Below are 23,169 nucleotides of genomic sequence, written 5' to 3' on the forward strand. Positions count from 1 at the left end.
GGCGAATCGGGGCCGCCGAAGGCAATAATCGCCAAGTCATTTTTCGCTGCTGAAATCGGACGGACCCCATTTCAGCTTTCGCGAAAAATCTTGGCGCGCTTGTTCTATCAATTTTTTCTCAGAATCATGCCGATGCTGTTGCTCTATCTCCGCCATTCTCATGATCCGTTCGGCGCCATTTTGGATAATGTCGTCGAATTCCCTAAGGGTAGACGGCGGCGGCAACGGGCCTTGCCATTGCGCCGACACGATATGATTAGAATCGTTCTGTTGTTTGTTTTGCTTTGTTGATCGAGACACGGAAATCCGCTCCTATTTTTTGCCAATCTCCGCGCAATCTTTCAAGATCAGACATTTTATTCATAGCGTCCCCCCGTTGCTCTAAATTTATATGTCCTTGAGAGGCATAGAGCGATGAGCCGGATAGGACTTCAAAAAATGCTTTCCAGAATACTGACGCATCTTTTTTTGTGACATACTCTTCTTGCTGCTTCATCATTATGTCTCCGCCGGTTATTAAATCGGCTGCTTATACAGCTCTTATTATCATTATAGATACTCGTTTCAAAAAATGAGTGCAACAAAAAACCTCGAAAACACTAGGTTCTAGGTTTTCGAGGTTGCTTTTAATTCGCATTCTATCACTTGAATAGATTCCGAGTAAATACGGCCACAGCCATGCAACAGGTTCTAGATCCATAGCTTTTTTTGGAAAATAGAGGTGCCCACCCCCGTAAATCTTAGGCTCAGTCCTTACATTTGACATTACCGATTTCCATTCTCCATATAAATTCTCCCAACTTCCTTTCAGCCGACGCGCCAAAGGTGTGCGCGGCTGGAAGCTAAATAATCGGGGTCAGATACTGATGTATCCCCACAAAACGCTCGTTCCCATGCTCTGCGTGGGAATGCCGATTTAGACGCTCTGCGTCGACTGCCGCAGGCAATTGGATTAAGAAACTATAGAGAATGCCTGGTTGCTCTTGTCGGGATTATCGACCTCTGGGGACGCAGAGCGTCCCGGGATGCATTCCCACGCAGAGCGTAGGAACGATGAAAAATCAATATAGCTATCAATTTTGGGTGTTGATTTTGAATAATGTTACATTCTAAGGTAAGGTTGTGATTTTTAAATAGAGCAAGGAAAACCAATGGCTGAAATTATAGCGCGTAACGGTAACGATCTGACGGTTCAAGTCACTATAAAACTGACCGGCAGTTTAATGGAGATGGAAAATACGATATTGGATGGCTGTAATGAAATAGGCTGTTTGGCAACCACAGAAGCGTTGAAAATATTTGATACGGATGGGGGGCCAATAAAATTGGGTGATACTAAAATGACAGCTCGAGACAAGGACAACAAAACCTATCAAACGCCATACGGCAGTGTGCAGCTGGGGCGCTATGTTTATCAAACCTCAAAAGGCGGCAGAATTTATTGCCCTCTGGAGCACAAAGCACGGATTATCCGGGGTGCAACGCCAAAATTTGCCCAACAACTGTCGCATAAATATGCCAACATGAATGCACCGGCGGTCTGTTTGGATTTAGAAGACAATCATCATCGAAAAATAGCGCATTCTTATTTGCAGGATGTGAGCGATTGGGTGGGTGGCATTGCGGGGGCCAAAGAAGAGCTTTGGGAATATGACATTCCGCCCTTGGATGAAGCGATAACGACCATTGTCGTCAGTCTTGATGGCGCTTATGTATTGATACGTGAGGACGGTTACCGGGAAGCGATGGTGGGCAATATTTCGCTTTATGATGTGACCGGCAAACGTCAGCATACCATCTATATCGGTGAAGCCCCCGAATATGGGAAAGGCACATTTTTTCAGCGTTTGGAAAAAGAAATTGTTACCGTCAAAAAACACTATCCCGATGCCCTCTATTTAGGTATTGCCGATGGTGCAAAAAATAATTGGTCGTTTTTAGAGCAACATACCAGTCGTCAATTACTGGACTTTTTCCACGTCACTGAGTATCTGGCAAACGTCGCTTATGCTGCCTATCCAGGAAAAACGGACAAACCCAAGCGCATAATTTGGCTAGATGAACGCTGTAAACAGCTAAAACGTGAACCCGGTGCAGTCGAAACACTGATCAGTGAAATGGAAAAATTGGCCCAAAAAACCAGCCTGACAAAAACAGTCAAAGAGAATTTGGAGGCCGCGCTAACCTATTTTAAAAACCATAACCAGATGATGGATTATGCAATGCATACAGAAAAAAACTTACCTATTGGCTCAGGCGTCACCGAAGCTGCTTGCAAGACGCTGGTGAAGCAACGGCTTTGTGGTTCAGGTATGCGCTGGAAAAACCAAGGGGCTAAAGTGATTTTATCTTTACGTGCATTGGTTCAGTCTAAAGGAAGATGGCAACAGTTTTGGGATAAGATTGATCAATATGGTTCCCATGTGTGCGTATAATTCACATTATTCAAAATCAACACCCTCAATTTTCAGCCATAGCAAATTGTTTTATTTGGCTATTTCGTGGGGATACCTCAGGGCCAGATACAAATTATTTAGGTAATAAAAGGCACAAACTGAATCACGGCAACGGGGTCAGGTCTTGAAATATAGCAAAAATCGTCTGATTATTGGGGTGACAAGTCGAGGTCTGGTGTATGTTTGGCGCAACCCATGATTACGTTGCAAACTGAAGTTTTATACGTTGCCTCAAAGTATATCCCTCGCATTTACCGGTGCTCGATTAATTGGCCACGGGTTATTTCCACATAGTCATAGATTTCCAATGCGGCGACGATCACCGAAAGGTTTTTCTCGAACAACTCAACTAACGCCCTATTGCTGATGTTTCCCGTAGATACTAGCAATAGCTTAAATGGCGCTGATGTAATCAAAAGCGAACTCACAAAATCGGCATCTTTGGTGATAACCACTCTTTGTTCCGCTAACGATATATCGTTGATACGCCAGTCAGGAGTGCGGTCACCTGCTGGCAAATCCGACGTATGAACAACATCATGCCCCCACCACTTCAGGCTATCCGAAAGATGCCTGGGGAGTTGGGCGTCAACCAAAAATTTCATGCCGCCAAATTTTCAATCCGTTTAACTTTGGCTAACCGAGCGGCAAATTCCAAAGCGGCCATGATGTCGTCCCTTTCCAGATCTTGATAATCGGCCAGTATTTCTTCGACGGTCATTCCGGCGCTCAACCATTCCAGGATGTTTTCAACCGGATAACGCAAGCCTCGAATACAGGGTTTTCCGTGGCAAATATCGGCATTTATCGTAATACGGTTTGATAGTAGTTCGTCCATAACAGCCCTCGAAAGATTGTTGATTTCTCTATTTGGTAAATATACCAGCTCAATTTCAAACCCGGATCGTTTTTTTACTCGGATGCCCAATTCTGAGCATAACGGGGTTCACAAAAAAAGGGGTCAGGTTTAATTAATAATTTAACCTTCTCCCTTTTTTCTACATAGCGTTCGTCTTGACGTACGTACTAAAAGGCGTACACTTAAGATAATTTGAACACAGCAGAGGTATGTCATGACCGGAATAACTGCAACTGAGGCGCGCAGCAACCTTTATCGGTTGATTGATGAAACCGCCGAATCTCACCAACCAATCGTCATCACGGGTAAACGGAATAAAGCTGTTCTGGTTTCCGAAGAAGATTGGTCTGCAATTCAGGAAACGCTTTACCTGCTATCCGTACCAGGCATGCGTGAGTCTATTCGGAAGGGTATGGATACTCCTGTGGATGAATGCAATGAAGAGCTCGACTGGTGACATTTACCGCATGGAAGTTGGTTTACACCAAGCAAGCTCAGAGGGATGCAAAGAAGTTGGCCTCCAGCGGCCTGAAGCTAAAAGCACAGGAATTGCTGGAGCTGATAGCAAAAGATCCGTATCGTAAGCCGCCTCCGTTTGAGAAGCTCATCGGCGATCTTACGGGAGCCTATTCCCGCCGGATCAATATTCAGCATCGCCTAGTGTACCAAGTACTTGAAGATGAACGAGTAGTTAAAGTTCTTCGGCTCTGGAGCCACTACGAATAATACATAACCCTAAATTTTTTGCTTGGTTCTTGAGGTCAGGTCTTACAATTGATATTACCGACTTCCATTCTCCATATAAATTCTTCCGACTTCTTTTCAGCCGACGCGCCTTTGGCGCGTTCAGCTTGAAGCTTGGCGTTAGCTGCTCAAAAACAATCATTCTCTCAAGTTTTAATTACATTATAGTTACGCTAAATTCGGTAAATAATGGGAGTGCAGTCAAATGACTCAGCTAGTACGAATAGGGAATTCGCAAGGCATAAGAATACCTAAGCCTTTGATTGAACAAGCTCGTTTGGAAGGAAAAGAGCTAAAATTACAATTGGTTAACAGTGGCCTCCTCATAACTCCGGAGAATGGAGTTAGAGAAGGATGGAAAGAAGCTATAGAACAAACAATTTCGGCTCAGGGGCAAGAGTCGCTAGATGATGAATGGTTGGATTTCCCTCTCGACTCGGATGATGAGCTTGACTGGTAATGATAAAGCGATTTGAAGTTTGGCTCGTTGACCTCAATCCCACAAAAGAAAGAGAGATCAATAAAAAACGCCCTTGCGTTGTCATTTCTCCCAATGAAGTGTCGGCTCTGTCTACGGTTCTTATGGCTCCAATGACGACTAAGGGTTTTGAGTTTCCTTGTCGTGTTCCATGTAAGTTCAAAGGAAAAAGCGGTCTGATCCTGCTGGATAAAATTAGGGCAGTTGATAAATCAAGGCTTGTTACAAAACTTGGGGCGGTGAGCGCAAAGACACAAAAAGAACTGTGTCGTGCTTAAAAGAAATGTTCGAGTATTAGATGTAGCTAACAATGCACATTCACTCGGACAAATTTACGCAACGTTTCGTTTGCGCACATGGACGGGGTCAGATCGAGATTCATAGCCTTTTTTGAAAATGTGAAATAAATGACGCCGGGTTTATTTTGTAATTCAACCCAACCCATTTTTCTAGCCTTCTTCTCCCGCTTGACGGCATTTCCTCCCCGGATCATAATCCGGTTGAAATGCGCGATTCAGCCCATTGGACTTCTTATGCTTAATCCCACACAGCAGTGCCGCCCCCCCCTGCAAGCTGTCAGGACGCGCCGTGCAGAGAATAAATCATGAACATTTTAAGAATGGATAAGCCTGACGGGGCCAACCGGCGATGAACGAGGCGCAAGAAAAACCGCTCGTGGACAGTTGCTCGTTGACTCTGATCGGCAGCGGCGGTGCCGGCGTAATGACCGCCGGGCAGATTCTTCTGGATGTTGCTGCCGAGGCAGGTTATTTCGGCTTGATGACGCGTTCCACCGGTCCACAGATCCGGGGAGGCGAAGCCGCAGCGGTGCTTCGGCTCGGCGTGACGTCTATCGGCTGCCAGGATGATCGCATCGATCTCTTAGTCGCGCTGGACTGGGGCAAGGCCGAGCACTTTTCCGACGAGTTGGTGCTGGATGCCGATAGCGTGGTTATTGCTGACTCTGCTGAAGGCGAGCCGCCCGTCTGGGTGACGGATTCGGGTGCTCGCCACTACGCGGTAAGGCTTAGCGAACTTGCGCGCGAACATTCCGGCTTACGCGCCAATATCATTGCCGTGGGCATCGTCGGGGCACTCGTCGGTCTCGATTTCGACAGCATGAAGAATACTATTAAACGCCGGCTAATCGGAAAAGAAAACCTGTTTGCCGATGTCATACAGGCTGGACTACAGGCGGGTATTTCCGCGGCCGAGTCGCTTCAATGTGCCTGCAAGCTCGCGCCGCCTCAAGCGCAACCGCGTTGGCTGTTGACCGGTAACGAAGCCGTCGGCATGGGGGCGCTGCGCGGCGGGGTGCGGTTCTGTGCTGCCTATCCGATCACGCCCTCTACCGAGATTCAGGAGTGGTTGGCAGAACGGCTCCCCGAGGTAGGCGGCTGCCTGGTGCAGGCCGAAGACGAACTCGCCTCGATAAACATGTGCATTGGCGCCTCGTTTGGCGGGGTGCCGGCCATGACTGCCACTTCGGGCCCCGGTTTTTCCCTGATGGTCGAAGCGCTTGGGCTTGCGGTGGCGACCGAGACGCCACTGGTTGTGGTTGATGTTATGCGTGGCGGGCCGGCTACTGGCATTCCCACCAAGTCCGAGCAGGCTGATCTCGCCATTGCCGTTTATGGCGCCCACGGCGATGCACCTCGGTTGGTGTTGGCGCCCAACGGCATTGGCGACTGCATGACGACCACCCAGTGGGCCGTATATCTGGCCGAGGCGTTGCAATGTCCGGCAGTGGTGTTAAGCGACCAGTTTCTGGGCCAGTCACGCGCTGCCATTATGCCGCCGAAAGATCGCGAGTGGCGCGCCAAGCGGCGCAGGGCGCCGGCGAACATCGCGGATTTTCAACGTTTCAGGGATTGCAGCGACGGCATTTCGATGATGGGCATTCCCGGCACGCCGGGCAGCGAATACACAGCCACGGGGTTAAGCCACAAGCCGTCGGCGCGTCCCTCGGCCATGCCCGCCGACCATCGCCTACAGTTGGACAAGCGCCGCCGCAAGCTCGAGCAATTCGATTACGGTGATGACTGGGCCGATATCGAGGGCGATGGATCTCTTGGGTTACTGACCTGGGGTTCCTCCACCCAAGCGGCTCGCGAGGCCGTTGCGCGGGTTCGTGCCGATGGATTGGCGGTACGCCTCGTGTCGCTAAGGCTGATCGCACCGCTTGATCCTGTGCGACTCACTACAGCTTTAGACGGGATCAAGCGACTGTTGGTGGTCGAACAAAGCCACGGAGCTCAGTTCTTTCAGTATCTGCGGGCCAGCTGCGAGCTGCCGCCGCACACTCGCAGCCTTGCCGAGCCCGGCCCCCTGCTGTTCCGGCCGGGTCGGATCGCCGCCGCGCTTCGCGTACTAGAAATGGAGGAGGTCAAATGAGCAGCGAACCTCAAGTCAAGATCCGTACCCACGCGCACAAGAACTACAAGTCGAGCTACAAGCCCGTGTGGTGCGCAGGCTGCGGTGATTACGGCGTGCTCAACGCGCTCACGAAGTCGCTCGCAGCACTGGAAATCCCCACTGAACAGGTTGCCCTGATTGCCGGCATCGGTTGCTCATCGCGGCTTCCGGCCTACACCCGGGCCTACGGTTTCCACGGCGTACACGGCCGTGCATTGCCGGTGGCCGCAGGGTTAGCCATAAGCCGGCCGGAGCTCACGGTCATCGCCGTAGGCGGCGACGGAGACGGTTTCTCGATCGGCGGCAACCACTTCATCCATGCCTGCCGGCGCAACGCCAATTTCAGTTACCTGGTGATGGACAACGCGGTCTACGGTATGACGAAGGGACAGGCTTCGCCGACCACTGAGAGTGACTGGACCGGTTCGAAACTGGCGCCACAAGGCACGCATCAACCCCCCTTCCAGCCGCTGGAAATGGCGCTGGCTGCGGGAGCGCCGTTCATCGCGAGGGCCTTCTCGAATGCCCCCAACGAACTGGCGCAGATCATTAGCGAGGCCATCAAGTTTCCCGGTTTCGCTTTTGTGCAGATATTGAGTCCGTGCGTTACTTTCCGTCCGGAGCAGCTCAACTGGAAGAAACAGGTACACGAGGCTTTTACGCCGACCGCCGACAAGCGCGAGGCCTACCTTAGGCTACTTGACGACGACGGCATCGGCACCGGGATTCTTTATCGTGCTCCACGACCCTACTTTCAGCCCGATACCGCCGCAACCCGAAGTCTTGAAGCGATCGCGGCTAGCTTCGAGGTAGGGTGGTGAAAATTGCCTATTATTTACCGATTTATACCCCTCGTAGATCAAAATTCGGCGCCGGGGTGCCCGTCAAAGGACGCCGTGAATACGTCCCTGTAGACTCTATGCCAGCTCCATGCTGGCAAAGCCTTTGCCGAGCACCCCGGTGCCTCCTTAGACACTGCCGAAATTTAAAGTGCGAAAGGTATACCATCAATAAAGTGTTAGTCTTTCTATTCCACTTTGAGATGAATAAACCACCTCCTGCGAAACGGGTTATTTAACCCGTCTCCAATGTTTCCGCTTGCTTCGGCCACGGTTGAAACGTTTCGGACGGAGTTGCAACCCCCGTCCTGCCAAACGGAATGAGTTAAACGTTAGCTCTCGGACAGCCTCCTAGGAGTTTCCGAAAAGTTTGCTCATCATTCTTCTGCTTGATAAAAAAGATCGTCGATTAAAATCGTAAAATACCTGCATGTACCGCACAAGCCGTCATCATTGAATTTGACTAGTATCAAAGTTGCAACTAATGCCAAAGAAATAAAACCGGTATATAACCAAAATCTATCAGTTGCAGGGGTCCCGTTTCTCATTGATTACCTCGTATTTGTCGTTATATTCGATTATTAAGAAAAGAAATATGCACAAAATAAATTCCTGGAGCTATGAGCTTTATTGAGAGCTCGGCAACGCGGTTGACAGGACGCGCAGCATACCCAGAACCTAAATTAGCTTAGGCAGCCCTCGAGAGACATATCCCATACCTTTTATTCTTAGGCGGTTTTTCAATCATAAGGGAGTAGAGGGAAATTCATCCTTGTATGCATGCGGGTGGCGTCTGATTACCAAGAATGGTGTGCACTAGAGCAGCGCGGAAAAACCAGCTTTACCGCAGACACTTGTCAATCGAGCAACCAAACACCTTACGACATTTGAAGAAGATATTTCATGCTCGCTCCTAAACATTCACCGCTATGACTCGATCAAGCGATCCGTCTTCTATGAGGAAATGCGTCAACCTCATGCTAGTAGTGAATCGATACTATAAGACAATATCATAAAAAGTCAATTCCTTGTCGAGGTAAAACATTACCGAGTTTTGCAATCAACCTAAATTCGGCCGTTTATCCATGAAGCACATAAAGCTCTCTTAAAAGATTTCACAAAATTACCTAAACATTCTCGCTAACCTTTTTGGTAATCGAAAGCTCTATCCAAACGGGTGTTGATTTTGAATAATGTGAATTATACGCACACATGGGAACCATATTGATCAATCTTATCCCAAAACTGTTGCCATCTTCCTTTAGACTGAACCAATGCACGTAAAGATAAAATCACTTTAGCCCCTTGGTTTTTCCAGCGCATACCTGAACCACAAAGCCGTTGCTTCACCAGCGTCTTGCAAGCAGCTTCGGTGACGCCTGAGCCAATAGGTAAGTTTTTTTCTGTATGCATTGCATAATCCATCATCTGGTTATGGTTTTTAAAATAGGTTAGCGCGGCCTCCAAATTCTCTTTGACTGTTTTTGTCAGGCTGGTTTTTTGGGCCAATTTTTCCATTTCACTGATCAGTGTTTCGACTGCACCGGGTTCACGTTTTAGCTGTTTACAGCGTTCATCTAGCCAAATTATGCGCTTGGGTTTGTCCGTTTTTCCTGGATAGGCAGCATAAGCGACGTTTGCCAGATACTCAGTGACGTGGAAAAAGTCCAGTAATTGACGACTGGTATGTTGCTCTAAAAACGACCAATTATTTTTTGCACCATCGGCAATACCTAAATAGAGGGCATCGGGATAGTGTTTTTTGACGGTAACAATTTCTTTTTCCAAACGCTGAAAAAATGTGCCTTTCCCATATTCGGGGGCTTCACCGATATAGATGGTATGCTGACGTTTGCCGGTCACATCATAAAGCGAAATATTGCCCACCATCGCTTCCCGGTAACCGTCCTCACGTATCAATACATAAGCGCCATCAAGACTGACGACAATGGTCGTTATCGCTTCATCCAAGGGCGGAATGTCATATTCCCAAAGCTCTTCTTTGGCCCCCGCAATGCCACCCACCCAATCGCTCACATCCTGCAAATAAGAATGCGCTATTTTTCGATGATGATTGTCTTCTAAATCCAAACAGACCGCCGGTGCATTCATGTTGGCATATTTATGCGACAGTTGTTGGGCAAATTTTGGCGTTGCACCCCGGATAATCCGTGCTTTGTGCTCCAGAGGGCAATAAATTCTGCCGCCTTTTGAGGTTTGATAAACATAGCGCCCCAGCTGCACACTGCCGTATGGCGTTTGATAGGTTTTGTTGTCCTTGTCTCGAGCTGTCATTTTAGTATCACCCAATTTTATTGGCCCCCCATCCGTATCAAATATTTTCAACGCTTCTGTGGTTGCCAAACAGCCTATTTCATTACAGCCATCCAATATCGTATTTTCCATCTCCATTAAACTGCCGGTCAGTTTTATAGTGACTTGAACCGTCAGATCGTTACCGTTACGCGCTATAATTTCAGCCATTGGTTTTCCTTGCTCTATTTAAAAATCACAACCTTACCTTAGAATGTAACTTTATTCAAAATCAACACCCATCCAAACGAATACCAAATTATTGAACTGTCTTCTTATTCTTCATGATGAAATGCTTTTTCTAGGATCAAACATCCATAGCCAAATTGAAGCAATTCTCAGTTTGAGCAGTTTCGCCGATTTTAGGGTGTGGGGTATGCCTGTCGAGGAACGCCAAGGATGGCGTGTATTAGGGCAATGCAGGGCAGAAAAATGCTCCTGCATTTTCTGCATTCATTACATCCATGTAAATCAGCAATTGCCGAGGAGCAAAAATCTGTCCTGCTGCCCACATCCTCGCCAAGCATGTCCCACACCCTTTTTGATCTCCAAATTGGGAATTGCTGACCAAATTGACAGATTGATATCTTTTCAAATATTCGAGTTAAAAGCGAGCCCGAATATTATAAATAACAACACCTGTTTCGCCCTCCATGCTTGGCTTCATAAAGCGCTCGGTCGGCTCTTATGATCAGTTCATCGAGACTCTGCGTTTCCGGTCTCAAACACGCAACACCCAAACTCGCGGTAATTGATTGCTCGATACCGGGAAGACTCAATTCGGCGATAGTGTCACGAAGTCGCTCTGCAAATTTAAGCGCGCTATGCGAATCCGCCTCTTCCAGCAGCAAGACAAATTCCTCGCCGCCGAAACGCGCGGCAAAATCGCTATCTCGACAACTTTTCCGTAAACAATCGGCGACCATGACTAACACTTGGTCGCCCACCGCGTGTCCATGGGCATCGTTGAAGCGCTTGAAGTGATCGATATCCAACACGATGACCGACAGGTTCCGTTTGTAACGCTGGGCGGCGCGAAATATCGGTTCGCCTTTTTGATAGAATGCGCGCCGATTCATCATATTGGTCAACGAGTCTCTTGTTGCTAATAATTCGAGCTCTTGCGTGCGGTCTTTGACCTTTTGTTCCAGCGTTGCGTTGAGTCGCTTTAACTCGGTTTGCGTTTGTACGAAGTGATGTAACGAAATAGCGATCAATGCCAAAGAAAAACTTAACAAGCCCCAACCCAGAGGTATTCGCCGCCAAGGCAGAATACTATGCGCCACAGCCATGTCGAGCAACAGCAATAGACCGAAAAAAGCAAATGTGACGATGATGACTTTTTGTTCATTGTTGGTATGACGAAATCTCGAGAAAGCCACTGCAAACAATAACGACAGACTGATCGCAAATAAACCGTCAAAAACGAAATACATTCTGGAAATTGCACTATAACCGACTAATGGCAATATATTGGCGCCTACTACATAGACTAAATGAAATCGCCATAGCGCCCCGATCAATCTTTGATACTTGATACCGGCACACCATTCGCCGAACAATAAAGCCATAGCGACCGGCAATAAAAAATAGCCGGTCGCGGCCAAATGATCCCAAAACAATGGCGCGTTGAACAACCACAATCTGACTTGACTCTGCCCGAAGACCATCAAGGCGGAAGCCAAGGCGAACAATGCCAAATAATAAAAACTTCTCCGCTCGGCTTGCAGTAATGCGAAAACAAATGCCAAACCGGCAATCAGCAAGGAAAAGCCGCTGACGACAATCTGTTCCACCGAATGTTCGAGAATCAATTTGATCAAATCGAGTCGTTCCATCAACTTGACCTCGCCCCACAGGCCGATGTCGCTATAGTCGGAAAACACCCGAAAATAAAGAAACTTGCCGGCAAAATCGGCAGGCAGTTGGATCATGTGCCAAGGCCAACCTTCGAAACGTCCTTGGCCGTTATGATCGAAATTGCCGTACTGATAGATTTTTCGCCCATCCAGATAGGCTTGAACAATCAAGTCTACACTGTAGATATAAATGACCGGGTCTTGCCAATTGCCGTTCGGTAAAACGGTACGGAACCAAATATTGGTTTGTCCGTCGCGTCCCGGAGGATTGGAAGGAAAGTCGATTGGGTGCCATGCTCCATTGGCGTTGTCTTGCAGAGCCCATTCCGGCCGCCCTTGGGCATCGAAAGATGAATCGCCCCAGCGGTATTGCCAACCGCTATGCAATTGCAGGGTTGATTCATACGCTTGGAGGCTAACCGTAAAAAATGACAGACAAAGCAACAACCCGCCTTTCAGCCGGTGTTCCGTCACAAAATTTATTACGTAAACGACTAATCGTGTAAGCAACGGTATCAATCGGCCTGATAAATTAGATTGACGGGGAAGCTATCGATTGCGATAGGCTGATAGCAAATATCAGAGACATACCTTATTGCACTGCGCATTTCGACAAAGTCTCAAGGAATTGCTGGCGCGCTTTGCATTGTTGACACGGCCGAAGTATATACATCGCGCGGTCACATGCTCGGTTTTCTAACGCGCTCTTTAGTTCGGTAACTGCGTTGTGAAAACAGTTACATAGCTTGCTATGCGCCTGTTTTCGCGCCTTGCTACCGAACAAAATAGCATTGCCATAAAAGCCGAAAACAGGCGAAGTATAGCATCGTAACGTTAGGGAAAATGGGCATACCTCACAAGCCCAGCAATTCCCAGTTTGAGCAGTTTCGCCGATCTTAGGGTGTGGGGTATGCCTGTCGAGGAACGCCGTAAACCCATCCATGGGGAGCTTGGCGGCAGCTCGAACGCCACGGATGGCGTGTATTAGGGCAATGCAGGGCAGAAAAATGCTCCTGCATTTTCTGCATTCATTACATCCATGTAACTCAGCAATTGCCGAGGAGCAAACATCTGCCCTGCTGCCGACATCCTCGCCAAACACACCCCACACCCTTTTTGATCCCCAAATGGGGAATTGCTGTCACAAGCCGGTACAAACGATTTATACCCATCGCAGATCAAAATTCGGCACCAGGGTGTCCGTCAAAGGACGCCGTGAATACATCCCTGTAGGCTCTATGCCAGCTCCATGCTGGCAAAGCCTTTGCCGCACACCCTGGCGCCTCCTCAGGCACTGCCGAAATTTGAAGTGCGAAAGGTATATTGAATTTTAAATTATGGCTGCATGTTAACCGAATAGCTAGGGTCGGAAAAATTATGACGAATAATTTACTCGACCAGTGCACGAACTTCGAACATTATTTGGCTTACATACCGGAGTTTTTGTAATGATTTAAAGCGCGTTCAAGACTAAGAAAGTATTCAATTTACCCGTCGTAGATCAAAATTCGGCGCCGGGGTGTCCGCCAAAGGACGCCGTGAATACGTCCATGTAGGCTCTATGCCAGCTCCATGCTGGCAAAGCCTTTGCCGCACACCCCGGCGCCTCCTCGGGCACTGCCGAAATTTAACTGGCAAAGGGTGTATTTGACTGGTTGCTTCCTGCTTACCCGTTAGGTCAAGGGCTCACAAGATGCAAAGAACCACGGAAATCGTTGGCGTTTAAGTATCGATGGCTGCCGTTCTTCAACAATATCAAAGCCACCGTGCAGCAGCAGCTCTCGAAGGCAACCGGGCGAATAGAACCAGGTTCCATAACCACCCCGAATACTTGTCATGCCGCCCTGAGTTTTATCTTGGCGCCGCACAATGAATTTAGCCCAATTGCCGGGAATAGGCAGCACCTGAGATGTCTGCATAAGTAGGCGTTCCTTAGTCAGGCCTCCAATTTGACGCAATACAAACGCCGGGTCTGCAATGTGATAAAGCCCACCAAGACAAAGTACGACATCGAACGGCTCATCGAAATAATTTTCGATTTGATAGACATCGCCATGTATGAACTCGATTTTGCAATCAGATTTCAGTGTACTCGCTATAAACTGAGCGCATTTGATCCGTTCTTCCGAGAACTCCACACCCACCACTTCTTTAGCGCCTGCAAGAGCAGCCATAATAGAAAACCCTCCATTGGCTGAAAACAAATCTAAGACTCTTTTGCCTTTAACCGATTCAGTCACCCAATCGCTAACCATGGCCTGCTTCATTTCGTTATTTTCGGCGAGCTTTCGATTTGGGTGGACAGGAGACTCCGCGTTTCGATATATAAATTGCGTAAACCATGATGTAGATGGAATCGCGGCCATAGCGGCTTTCTCACTTTCAGTTAACTCGATATCTAGTCGTACAGCCATAATGCAGTCCCCATTTTTTCTAAAATCGACAATTATACCCATAGCAGTGCAAAATTCAGCATTGAATGCACATCAAGGGCAGGGCAAACGCATTAAAATTACATTCCTAACAGCAATTTAGCGCGGTAGCGATCGTTCCAGGCGGCTTTGAGTCTTTTCTTTTTCATGCTGAGTTTAGATTCCTCTTGCTGGAACAGATTGACACAGATATGCCGGATGGTGGTCATAATCGCAGCGGCATTACCTTTTCGAATTCGGTTGTCATCTTCTCGAAAGACCACGTCTAAGCGCCAGTGCAATTGGTTTTCAATACCCCAGTGATGGCGCACAGCCCGCGCAAATAGCTGCGCATCGGCTTTAATGCTGTTAATGAAACAACGCTGCTCGATTGTTACTTTATCGCCGATGTGGCATTCGCGCTCCACGAAGCCAATGCTGCGTAATTCTTTCCAGAGCTCCGTTTTCGGGAGCGTACAAAGCTCCTCGGTAATCCAATAACGGCGGGTTTCTAAACGCCCATGGTCGTTGTCGATTTCTTCGTGATAAGCGTATTCGACGTGGTTAAAATTCGCTTGCTTGGCCGTGTTGAAAAAATCCTCGACGGCTTCATGCAATTCGCCTTGATTGCCTTTCAGGCCCAAACAGTAATCACCGCCTTGATCGACGATTTGCTCAGCAATCGTGCGCTGGCAGCCCATGGCATCAATGGTCACAATACAACCTTTAAGTTCTAGCAAAGCCAATAGCTTCGGGATTGCGGTAATTTCATTCGACTTTTCTTCGGTCGCTTCTTGGCCGAGCACTAATCCATTCGCACAACCCCAGGCGCTGACCATGTGCAACGGATTTTGGCCGCGTTTGCGGTCATGCGAACGGCGTGCGGTTTTGCCATCTATCGCAATCACTTCATCGGGTATCACTTCGCGAATGGCGTTCACCCAATCTATAAAGCAACGTTGAAATTCTTTCGGTGACAATCGAGAAATGACATACGCCAAGCAATCATGCGATGGAATGCCATTCTTTAACGGTACAAACTGCCTTAACCAATCTAATTTATTATGGCCAAACTCTTCAATGGCTTCCCAACCCTCAGCACCGCTTAACGAGGCGCAAACAGTGAGTACAATGATATCCATCAACTGATGAAGTTTCTTACGTTCAATTCGGGGATCAGTCACGTTGGAAAAGTGCTTAATTAAACTGCAGTCCGTTGGTAACATACGCAAAATTCCGATACGATACCTCTAAACTCTATGTTTTAACAGTATTTTTAATGCGTTTGCCCTGACATCAAGGGTCCAGCAACTCCTCGAGCACTGCCGAAATTAGAAGCGCGAAAGATAAAGCGCTCGGACCGTACTTATTGTCGACCTTGTTTGCCCGATTTATAACTCGAACTTTATCTTATCAAGTCGGCTTTCCAAGGCTGCCAACAACTCTTTTCCGGATTTGACCGTTCCAAAATCGGCCGGCTCTAGGCTTTTGCCGGTTAATACCGAAAATCGTGATAACAAATTTTTCAGGCGATTTTGTTCGCTTATGGTAAAGCGATATTGCCGAATCCAGTACTCGAAGTTAGGCGCTTCGGGGAGGTTAACAAGTTTGGCGCGTTCTTCGAGCTTGTCGAGCAGGAGACCCAGAAGGCCGATGTTGTTTCCTATCAATTGCTCAACGACTTTCGGATCGAGATTGCGTCCCGGCTCCAACCGGTTGTCCGAAACGACTTTTAAGCACTGGATCAATTCGCCAGTCGAAAACCGCGCCGCCGTCTCAAAGAATGCCGAGGCTTCCATGTCGCATAAATGTTCGTGGTTGTAATCGAACTGAGGTTTAGAACCTGTCAACAGCGATGTTGCAGGACATGACAAGCCGTAGACAGGCATCGGATAGTAATTTCTACCGGTATCGGCGTCACTTACTTTATTGATTGTCCAAGCGCTACCGATATCATGCGTCCTGTGGCCTGCAACTCCAACATTGATAAATAGCGCATTTTCAAGACAGGCACTAACGGCTTGCGTGTAGGCCAAACCTGCCGCCATTGCACTTTTTCCCGGTCCCGTAACGGTTAAATAAATAGATTCATTTCGATACATTGCAAAAGCGCGCACCGCTGTGTCTTTTTTCAAACCGAAGTGTGCAACCAGAGGTTTCGCCTCGCATGGCAACGCAACCGCAAAAAAAATATTCGCCGCCAAAAGAATCAATCTCTCTTTAGATTTGTTGCAGAAACACAACGATAAAATTGATAATCTTGAACCATTTCACGAGAAAGTTTCATAATAATTAATAGATTGTTGCATTATATTAAATTTTGGATTAGATTTGCATCACAACAACAAAACGAGGATCGACTGATGAGCGCTGTTATGCAAACCTTTCCTGAAAGACGCCGGGGTACCGCAGCTTTAATCGATGAATTAAGAAAAGAACGGCATGAGGTGTGGGCAATGTATTGCCGTATTGCCGAGCTGAAGCCGTTTTCGGCCGGTAAAAAAGTGCAAACTCGGCTTTCCGAGTTTTCGCAACTACTAGTCGATTATGTGTCGCTGTGGCACTTCGGCATTTATGAGCGATTATTGTCCGGTAACGAAAAACGCCAAGCGTTGCTATCTGTGGCAAACGAACTCTATCCCGAGCTATCGAGAACCACCGATGCGGCTATCGTTTTCAACGATAAGTACGAACACGCTAAAAACTATTTAACGCCCAGCTCTCTCGAGCAAGACCTGTCGGTTCTAGGCGAGCATTTGGCCATCCGCATGACCCTGGAAGACAAGCTTTGCAACATGTTGCTAAATTAAATCATAAAAAATGTATGCCCTATAAAAATTAAGCCGCTGCCGAATCATTCGACAGCGGCTTTTTTTATCCTCTTATCTCGGCCGACCATTCTCCGGATCGAAAGTGGTCCCAGTGTCGTCCTCTTGTATTTTAATAAAGCGCTCTCTCAATCGTGAAAATGCACTCCATAGCGTGGTATCCATGACGACCTCATTGCCGATCGATACGATCACTCTGGCCAACTCAGGTATTCGGGTCCTAGTCGCAATCAAATAAATCGGCTGAACATAGAGAATCGAGTGTTCCATCGGCAAAATAATCATTCGCCCCATTTCCACTCGGGAGCCGCGTTGGTCCCAGAGCGTAAGTTGGGCCGAGATCTCCGGATCTTGCTCAATCAAAGCCTCGACCTGTGCCGGTCCGTTGACTTGAACCTCCTTCGCGAACTGGTAGATCGTTATGCTTTTTTTGAAGGCATCGCCGCACTTTTCTCTATCCATCACACTGGCAACGCCGACCATGCTCAAGTTCTGATTGTTGATCGGCGTCATCGGGTTGATCATGACGAATTCTTCCTTGCCGCCGCAATGCCCTAAGTCTACCGTTTGGTAGTAAGGCTTGACCTCCTTGCCTCTCACTTCCGCAAAATTCCAAGTCTCGGCCTGTTGATAAAACAATGCCGGGTCACGCTGATGATATTTGGCATAGACTTTCATCTGTAAATAGAACAGGTCGCGCGGAAAACGCAATTGTTGCTTTAATTCTCTCGGCATTTCGTCGATATCGCGGAATACGCCGGGGTAAGCCCTGTCGTAAGCCTGAATGATCACATCCGACGGATCGGAAACATAAAAACGAGTGAAACCGCTGTAAGCATCGACGGTGATCTTGACCGAATTGCGGATATAGTTGAATTCCTTGCTGCCGTCTAAAAAATCATCCTCGGCCGATTTCGATACCGGATACCAATTCGACAAGGTATAGGCGTCTTGCACCCAATAGAATCGGTCTTTCGTGACAACCAGATAAGGATCTTTGTCTAAATGCAGAAAAGGCGCTAGGTGACTGATCCGGTCGACGACATTACGACGAATCAACAAGCGGCTCTCTCGAGAGATATTGGTCGAGAAAAATATTTTTTCATCCTTGAAAAAAAACGAAAACAAGGCTTTTCTAAACAACGAAGGAATCGGAATACCACCCTTGCCGACATAGGGCGCATCGACCGCGGGATCGGGACGCGAGCCCGAAAGCGCAACCACGTCAAGATTATTCGGTACGATTGCGTATTTATAATCCTCCATTCCGTAATAAATATCGGGGTGTTTGATATCGAATCCGACTGTGGAACTTAAATCCAAGTCCCGCAAAAACCAACGGATCGGATTACCCGCATCTTGCGCCGCAGGCGTCACCACCGCGCCGTAACCATGCGTAAAACGCAAATGCGTGTTTTCCCAGTTTTGTGCCTCTTCGGGGAGCTTGGAGATATTCATTTCCCGAGCGGCAAGATTGACCTGACGTTTGAAACCGTCGATCAAATAACGGCCTTCGTCGACATCGAGAAAATGATAATACGGCCGGATACTTTGAATCTGGTTGTAAACATCGCTCAAAAATTCACGATCCCAAACCGGAATGTTTTCGAAACGTCTTCGGGTACTCCAGGCTTCGATATCTTTGGTCGGATCTAGCGTCACCGTAAAATCGACGATATCGATATTTTTTAAATCATAAGCATCGCGCGTCGCGACAATATTGTGATCGATAAACGGGCGCTGCGTCCTAACCGGATTAGGCTTGACGATAAATTTATCGATCAATTGCGGTATAAACTTGACTTCTTGTAAGCCCAACGCACTAACAAAGACTCCCAATGAAATCAAAAACGGGACTTTGGTCCGCGTCGTTTCGGAGAAATAATAAAACAACAATGAAATCGCAGCAGCCAGAAACCCCAGAATCGAGAGCCAAATCAACGGTAGTTGATAGCGTATTTCGACGAAGCCGGGCCCTGAAAACACCGGCTCGTGTCGGTCGACATAAAGCAGCGAAAACCGGTACAGCATGAAACCCCAAACGACGAAGAGCACGACAAAACCGAACAACACCGCCAGATGAATTTTAGCGGCCTTCGGAAACTCTTTTGATTGACTTGGGATAAACGTATGCTGTACCCAATATTGAAAAGCGACCATTATAAAAATAATGATCGCTGTAGCTAGTAGCTCTTCTTGGATGAGTAAATAAATCGGGTAAGACAGTAAATAAAAACCGATATCATGTCCGTAAACGGGCTCAACGATTCCGGATGATCCGCCGAAGAAATACAACAGCCCCGTTTCCCATTGATGATAAAAGGGAATTGCAATCGCAATGGCTAAAATCAATGCGACCGGCGTAGAAAATTTGAGCGACAAGCTCATGAATAAGTCGGCTAGGCGCTCGAAACGCTTACGCTTGGCCGAGTCCAGCAATACATCCTGATTGGGATTGAACCCCAGATAACGGGCCGCCAACCAAAAATGCAAAAAGAAAATCGAAAAGAAAACCGCTGTGACCGCGCCCGAAAGAAAAAAGCGGTAAAGCAATCTCAGCCAAAAATAGCCTTCAAACCTTAATGCTTGAAACCACCAATAATCGACGATCAGATCGAGAAATACGAAATAGAATGCGACATAAACGACAAGCAATATGCCGAGGGTTGCCGCAATAATCTTGGTTAAATGTCTCGGAATCCGCATAGTTTCCTCATTAAATCTATGGCTTTACGCATTGTTCTTGTCGAAATGCCCGTATTCTAACATCCATCGACGAATTTGCCTCGTTATCGCGCCAAGGCTATAGGTATCTATACATCATTTGCATACCCATCGCACTACAAATTTCGGCAATTGTGTATAAAGAAGCCGAGAGGGTTAGGCGAGGAATCATAGATCATGGATGATTTCCTAGCATCTGAATTATCCAAGTAATCAATCATAACCAATAGGCTATGGATTTTTTTGTGCTAGCCATTTGAGGGGCGTCACGGCGCCGAAATCGGGTTAGCAATAGGTATAGTGGACATAAATTCAATGAGTGAAAGGTTTTGAATTACGGCATATGACGCACTAGATGCGTGAAAGCACGCATGTTGGGTTATCCCAATGACTGACGCGAGAGTCATTACCTACAAGAAATCATTGTATTATCAAACAAATAGTAATTTGGCATATTAATTGACACCTATTTATTCCGGTTATTTTATTTTTAAGGTAAACAATGAAAAGTCGTAAACTTATTTTTATAGGCCTTTGTTGGCTGTTTATGTTGTTGTATGGTTTTGGAGCCGTGGCGCAGTCCAAAGGTGGCGGTGGAGGCGGTAAGGACAGTACACCGGATGCGTTTGAGTTTGTCGATCAAACCGGTGTTGCGTTAAATACCACGATTACTTCCGACCCGATCACGATTACCGGCATCGATACCGGCTCCTCTATCGGCATCAGCGGTGGCAGCTATTCGCGCAACGGCGGCAGTTTCACCAGCAAGAAAGGAACTGCATACAATGGCGACAATATTCGCGTTCGGCTGACTTCGGCTAATACCTACGATACGACTAAAAGTACTACGCTCACAGTAGGCGGTGTGTCGGGAACATTCACGGTAATAACCTTGAGCGATACCTTGAATACCACGCCGGATGCGTTCAGTTTTACTCAGCAAACGGATGTAGCGCTCAACAGCACGATAACATCGGAACCGATCACGGTAACCGGCATTAACGCCCCTGCGCCGATCAGCGTCAGCGGCGGTGCGTATGCAATCAATAGCGGAGGCTTTACCAGCGCTCAGGGCAGCGTCAAGGCTGGCGATCAAGTCAGAGCACAAGTCCAATCATCAGATACACACAACACCACGACCAGCGCAACGGTAACAATTGGTGGCGTATCGGGTTCTTTCAGCGTGACAACCTCGGCCTTTATCACTGATACCACGCCGGATGCGTTCAGCTTCACCGCACAAAGCGATGTCGAGCCGGGCAGTACCGTCACTTCCAATGCAATTACCGTTACTGGCATCAACGCCCCGACACCGATTAGCATTAGCGGCGGTTTGTATTCAGTCAACAACGGTACCTTCGTAGCAACGGCGGGTGAAGCCCATGTTAACGACAGCGTTCGTGTGCGGTTGTTGGCGTCCACTGAGCACGACGTTACGACCAGCGCGACACTAACGATCGGCGGCGTATCGGCCAGTTTCAATGTCACGACTAAACTCAACAGCAACGGCGCGTTTTTAATGCCGCCTGCTTCGCCAGGTAATCCCTCTTTTGAATCTGAACATTTTTCCGGTTCCAACAACTGCACGATGTGCCATAACAACCTGACTGATGAAAATGGTCAGGATGCTTCGATTGAAACGGATTGGTCTTCGACGATGATGGCGAATTCGGCGCGAGATCCTCTGTGGAAAGCCAAAGTGCGTTCCGAATTGAACCGCAACCCTCACTTGGCTGATGTCATCAACGACAAATGCACGCGCTGCCATGCGCCGATGGCGAATTTCGAAGCGCGAAAAAAAGGCGAACCGCTGGAGATTCTCGATAACGGTTTTCTGAATGCCGACCATCCACGTCACAACGAAGCGTTGAATGGTGTAAGCTGTACGGTCTGTCATCAAATCAAAAATTCACCGGATTTAGGTACCTTATCGAAATTCAGTGGCCAATATGATATTGACGGCAGCAAGACGATCTATGGTCCCTACGATGATCTATTCCCAAATCCGATGATCATGAATACCGGATATACACCGGTGTATAGCGAACACGTCAAATCCTCGAAGCTTTGTGGGACTTGCCACAATTTAAAAACACCTTTTGTCGACGAGTCGGGAACTATTCTCAGCACGACACCGGAAAGTGAATTCCCGGAACAAATGCCGTATAGCGAATGGGAGCACAGCGATTTTGCCAGTGTAACGCCGCGAAGCTGTCAGCAATGTCACATGTCACGCGTCAATGGCGTGCCTATTTCGAATCGTCCGATGTGGTTGCAAAGACGCGACGATTTCGCTTTGCACGAATTCGTTGGCGGTAATAAGTTAATGTTGGATATTTTCAACAATAACAAAGAGCAATTGGGTATTTTGTCGAATAATTTCGAGGAAACCCTCCAAAAAACCCAAGATCAGTTAAATAAATCAGCGACGATTGAAACGGTTACGCAATCTTTAGCGAATAATACGCTGGATTTCACGCTGAAAATCAACGCTCAAACCGGTCATAAACTACCGAGTGCGTATCCCTCGCGTCGTGTCGTACTACATGTGACGGTCAAAGATGCACAGGGCAAAGTAGTGTTCGAATCGGGCAAAATCAATCCTAACGGCAGCATCGAAGGCGTGGATGCCGATATGGATCGCACGACCTTTGAGCCGCATTACGATTTGATTACCAGCCCGGATCAAGTTCAGGTTTACGAGGCGATCATGGGCGACAGCACAGACCAAGTGACCTATACCTTGCTGCGTGGCGCACAGTATCTGAAAGACAACCGCTTACTACCTAAAGGCTTCAACAAAGCGACCGCGCCGAATGACATCAAAGTCGTAGGCGATGCGTTGACTGATGCCAACTTTGTCGGCGGCAGCGATCAAATCCGCTATCAAATCGGCGGCTTAAGCGGCAACAGTTACAGCGTGGAAGCCGAGCTAGTGCATCAACCATTGGCCTATTCCTTCGCGCAAGATCTGTTCGTCGAACCCGATGCGGAAGTGCAGGATTTCAAGACGATGTTCAATGCATCGACTCAGAAAACCAGCCGTATCGTGCTGCATACGTTCAGCGTTTCAAAATAAAAGCCCCCATCACAAGGATGTGAATTTTTTAGGGTTTTGCTAGTTTGGTAAGGGAAACGATGTGACCGGCAGATTCAGGGTTTGTTTTTCCAGGAGCTATCAATGTATCGCGATAAATCAACACGCTAGGCCGACTCAACAGCATACCCTAATTTACACATTTT

Annotated in this window: 19 protein-coding genes; 9 read left to right on the forward strand and 10 right to left on the reverse strand. The window is 47.7% G+C overall.

Annotation, left to right across the window (positions count from 1 at the left end; translation table 11 throughout):
- Nucleotides 1–36: 36 nt before the first annotated feature.
- Both EQU24_RS20895 and EQU24_RS20900 read right to left on the reverse strand, forming a co-directional pair.
- Nucleotides 37–300: a DUF2335 domain-containing protein gene (locus EQU24_RS20895; protein ID WP_201764868.1), complete on the reverse strand. Its 264-nt coding sequence runs from the start codon at nt 298–300 to the stop codon at nt 37–39.
- A complete protein-coding gene (locus tag EQU24_RS20900) occupies nt 257–499 on the reverse strand; it encodes a hypothetical protein (protein ID WP_017841694.1) in 243 nt (80 codons plus the stop codon). Before EQU24_RS20900 ends, EQU24_RS20895 begins: the two co-directional genes overlap by 44 nt.
- Before the next feature lie 652 nt (nt 500–1,151).
- Here EQU24_RS20900 and EQU24_RS20905 point away from each other — a divergent pair.
- Nucleotides 1,152–2,435 (forward strand): ISKra4 family transposase, encoded by a 1,284-nt coding sequence (locus tag EQU24_RS20905; RefSeq protein ID WP_017841684.1) that lies wholly within the window; start codon nt 1,152–1,154, stop codon nt 2,433–2,435.
- A gap of 272 nt (nt 2,436–2,707) precedes the next feature.
- On the opposite strand, the gene EQU24_RS20910 is transcribed toward EQU24_RS20905, so the two are convergent.
- Nucleotides 2,708–3,061 (reverse strand): DUF5615 family PIN-like protein, encoded by a 354-nt coding sequence (locus EQU24_RS20910; RefSeq protein WP_017841693.1) that lies wholly within the window; start codon nt 3,059–3,061, stop codon nt 2,708–2,710.
- A complete protein-coding gene (locus tag EQU24_RS20915; RefSeq protein ID WP_017841692.1) occupies nt 3,058–3,294 on the reverse strand; it encodes a DUF433 domain-containing protein in 237 nt (78 codons plus the stop codon). Before EQU24_RS20915 ends, EQU24_RS20910 begins: the two co-directional genes overlap by 4 nt.
- 235 nt (nt 3,295–3,529) lie before the next feature.
- Between EQU24_RS20915 and EQU24_RS20920 the strand changes: the two genes are divergently transcribed.
- The 6 genes from EQU24_RS20920 (at nt 3,530) to EQU24_RS20945 (ending at nt 7,773) form a co-directional block, all read left to right on the forward strand.
- Nucleotides 3,530–3,772, forward strand: coding sequence for a type II toxin-antitoxin system Phd/YefM family antitoxin (locus EQU24_RS20920; RefSeq protein ID WP_014146801.1), 243 nt, complete (start codon nt 3,530–3,532; stop codon nt 3,770–3,772).
- Nucleotides 3,769–4,041, forward strand: a complete 273-nt coding sequence (locus EQU24_RS20925) for a Txe/YoeB family addiction module toxin (RefSeq protein ID WP_017841691.1) — start codon at nt 3,769–3,771, stop codon at nt 4,039–4,041. Before EQU24_RS20920 ends, EQU24_RS20925 begins: the two co-directional genes overlap by 4 nt.
- 223 nt (nt 4,042–4,264) lie before the next feature.
- Nucleotides 4,265–4,519, forward strand: a complete 255-nt coding sequence (locus EQU24_RS20930; RefSeq protein ID WP_017841690.1) for an AbrB/MazE/SpoVT family DNA-binding domain-containing protein — start codon at nt 4,265–4,267, stop codon at nt 4,517–4,519.
- Nucleotides 4,519–4,815, forward strand: coding sequence for a type II toxin-antitoxin system PemK/MazF family toxin (locus EQU24_RS20935; RefSeq protein WP_017841689.1), 297 nt, complete (start codon nt 4,519–4,521; stop codon nt 4,813–4,815). The genes EQU24_RS20930 and EQU24_RS20935 overlap by 1 nt, the downstream gene beginning before the upstream one ends.
- Nucleotides 4,816–5,185: 370 nt before the next feature.
- Complete coding sequence (locus EQU24_RS20940; protein ID WP_017841687.1) at nt 5,186–6,931, forward strand: 2-oxoacid:acceptor oxidoreductase subunit alpha; 1,746 nt, start codon at nt 5,186–5,188, stop codon at nt 6,929–6,931.
- Nucleotides 6,928–7,773 carry a thiamine pyrophosphate-dependent enzyme gene (locus tag EQU24_RS20945; protein ID WP_017841686.1) on the forward strand — a complete coding sequence of 282 codons (846 nt, stop codon included), beginning with the start codon at nt 6,928–6,930 and terminating at the stop codon, nt 7,771–7,773. Before EQU24_RS20940 ends, EQU24_RS20945 begins: the two co-directional genes overlap by 4 nt.
- Nucleotides 7,774–8,991: 1,218 nt before the next feature.
- Here the strand turns inward: EQU24_RS20945 and EQU24_RS20950 are convergent.
- The 5 genes from EQU24_RS20950 to EQU24_RS20985 all read right to left on the reverse strand — a co-directional run bounded on the left by EQU24_RS20950 (nt 8,992) and on the right by EQU24_RS20985 (nt 16,578).
- Complete coding sequence (locus tag EQU24_RS20950; protein WP_017841684.1) at nt 8,992–10,275, reverse strand: ISKra4 family transposase; 1,284 nt, start codon at nt 10,273–10,275, stop codon at nt 8,992–8,994.
- A 452-nt stretch (nt 10,276–10,727) separates the two neighbouring features.
- Nucleotides 10,728–12,437 carry a GGDEF domain-containing protein gene (locus EQU24_RS20960; RefSeq protein ID WP_017841683.1) on the reverse strand — a complete coding sequence of 570 codons (1,710 nt, stop codon included), beginning with the start codon at nt 12,435–12,437 and terminating at the stop codon, nt 10,728–10,730.
- 1,199 nt (nt 12,438–13,636) lie between these two features.
- A complete protein-coding gene (locus tag EQU24_RS20975; protein ID WP_017841682.1) occupies nt 13,637–14,377 on the reverse strand; it encodes a class I SAM-dependent methyltransferase in 741 nt (246 codons plus the stop codon).
- A 98-nt stretch (nt 14,378–14,475) separates the two neighbouring features.
- Entirely contained in the window at nt 14,476–15,600 is a 1,125-nt protein-coding gene (locus EQU24_RS20980) for an ISAs1 family transposase (protein ID WP_014149870.1), read from the reverse strand.
- Between the two features lie 165 nt (nt 15,601–15,765).
- Nucleotides 15,766–16,578 carry a nucleoside phosphorylase-I family protein gene (locus tag EQU24_RS20985; RefSeq protein ID WP_244310895.1) on the reverse strand — a complete coding sequence of 271 codons (813 nt, stop codon included), beginning with the start codon at nt 16,576–16,578 and terminating at the stop codon, nt 15,766–15,768.
- Nucleotides 16,579–16,737: 159 nt separating this feature from the next.
- On the opposite strand from EQU24_RS20985, the gene EQU24_RS20990 reads away from it, so the two are divergent.
- Nucleotides 16,738–17,184: a sigma D regulator gene (locus tag EQU24_RS20990; RefSeq protein WP_026130281.1), complete on the forward strand. Its 447-nt coding sequence runs from the start codon at nt 16,738–16,740 to the stop codon at nt 17,182–17,184.
- 72 nt (nt 17,185–17,256) lie between these two features.
- Here the strand turns inward: EQU24_RS20990 and EQU24_RS20995 are convergent, their stop codons facing one another.
- Nucleotides 17,257–19,908 carry a UPF0182 family protein gene (locus EQU24_RS20995; RefSeq protein ID WP_017841679.1) on the reverse strand — a complete coding sequence of 884 codons (2,652 nt, stop codon included), beginning with the start codon at nt 19,906–19,908 and terminating at the stop codon, nt 17,257–17,259.
- A 520-nt stretch (nt 19,909–20,428) separates the two neighbouring features.
- Here EQU24_RS20995 and EQU24_RS21000 point away from each other — a divergent pair.
- On the forward strand, nt 20,429–23,005 hold the full coding sequence (locus EQU24_RS21000) for a multiheme c-type cytochrome (RefSeq protein ID WP_017841678.1): 2,577 nt from the start codon (nt 20,429–20,431) through the stop codon (nt 23,003–23,005).
- The last annotated feature ends 164 nt before the right edge of the window (nt 23,006–23,169 follow it).

This window comes from Methylotuvimicrobium buryatense (assembly GCF_005931095.1).
Classification (GTDB): domain Bacteria; phylum Pseudomonadota; class Gammaproteobacteria; order Methylococcales; family Methylomonadaceae; genus Methylotuvimicrobium; species Methylotuvimicrobium buryatense.

What these genes read in the sequence shown, in the direction of transcription:
- EQU24_RS20905 (WP_017841684.1), top strand. Translation starts at nt 1,152, where the DNA reads ATGGCTGAAATTATAGCGCGTAACGGTAACGATCTGACGGTTCAAGTC.
- EQU24_RS20995 (WP_017841679.1), bottom strand. Translation starts at nt 19,908, where the DNA reads ATGCGGATTCCGAGACATTTAACCAAGATTATTGCGGCAACCCTCGGC.
- EQU24_RS20910 (WP_017841693.1), bottom strand. Translation starts at nt 3,061, where the DNA reads ATGAAATTTTTGGTTGACGCCCAACTCCCCAGGCATCTTTCGGATAGC.
- EQU24_RS20990 (WP_026130281.1), top strand. Translation starts at nt 16,738, where the DNA reads ATGAGCGCTGTTATGCAAACCTTTCCTGAAAGACGCCGGGGTACCGCA.
- EQU24_RS20920 (WP_014146801.1), top strand. Translation starts at nt 3,530, where the DNA reads ATGACCGGAATAACTGCAACTGAGGCGCGCAGCAACCTTTATCGGTTG.
- EQU24_RS20930 (WP_017841690.1), top strand. Translation starts at nt 4,265, where the DNA reads ATGACTCAGCTAGTACGAATAGGGAATTCGCAAGGCATAAGAATACCT.
- EQU24_RS20940 (WP_017841687.1), top strand. Translation starts at nt 5,186, where the DNA reads ATGAACGAGGCGCAAGAAAAACCGCTCGTGGACAGTTGCTCGTTGACT.
- EQU24_RS20980 (WP_014149870.1), bottom strand. Translation starts at nt 15,600, where the DNA reads ATGTTACCAACGGACTGCAGTTTAATTAAGCACTTTTCCAACGTGACT.
- EQU24_RS20975 (WP_017841682.1), bottom strand. Translation starts at nt 14,377, where the DNA reads ATGGCTGTACGACTAGATATCGAGTTAACTGAAAGTGAGAAAGCCGCT.
- EQU24_RS20915 (WP_017841692.1), bottom strand. Translation starts at nt 3,294, where the DNA reads ATGGACGAACTACTATCAAACCGTATTACGATAAATGCCGATATTTGC.
- EQU24_RS20950 (WP_017841684.1), bottom strand. Translation starts at nt 10,275, where the DNA reads ATGGCTGAAATTATAGCGCGTAACGGTAACGATCTGACGGTTCAAGTC.
- EQU24_RS20900 (WP_017841694.1), bottom strand. Translation starts at nt 499, where the DNA reads ATGATGAAGCAGCAAGAAGAGTATGTCACAAAAAAAGATGCGTCAGTA.
- EQU24_RS20945 (WP_017841686.1), top strand. Translation starts at nt 6,928, where the DNA reads ATGAGCAGCGAACCTCAAGTCAAGATCCGTACCCACGCGCACAAGAAC.
- EQU24_RS20935 (WP_017841689.1), top strand. Translation starts at nt 4,519, where the DNA reads ATGATAAAGCGATTTGAAGTTTGGCTCGTTGACCTCAATCCCACAAAA.
- EQU24_RS21000 (WP_017841678.1), top strand. Translation starts at nt 20,429, where the DNA reads ATGAAAAGTCGTAAACTTATTTTTATAGGCCTTTGTTGGCTGTTTATG.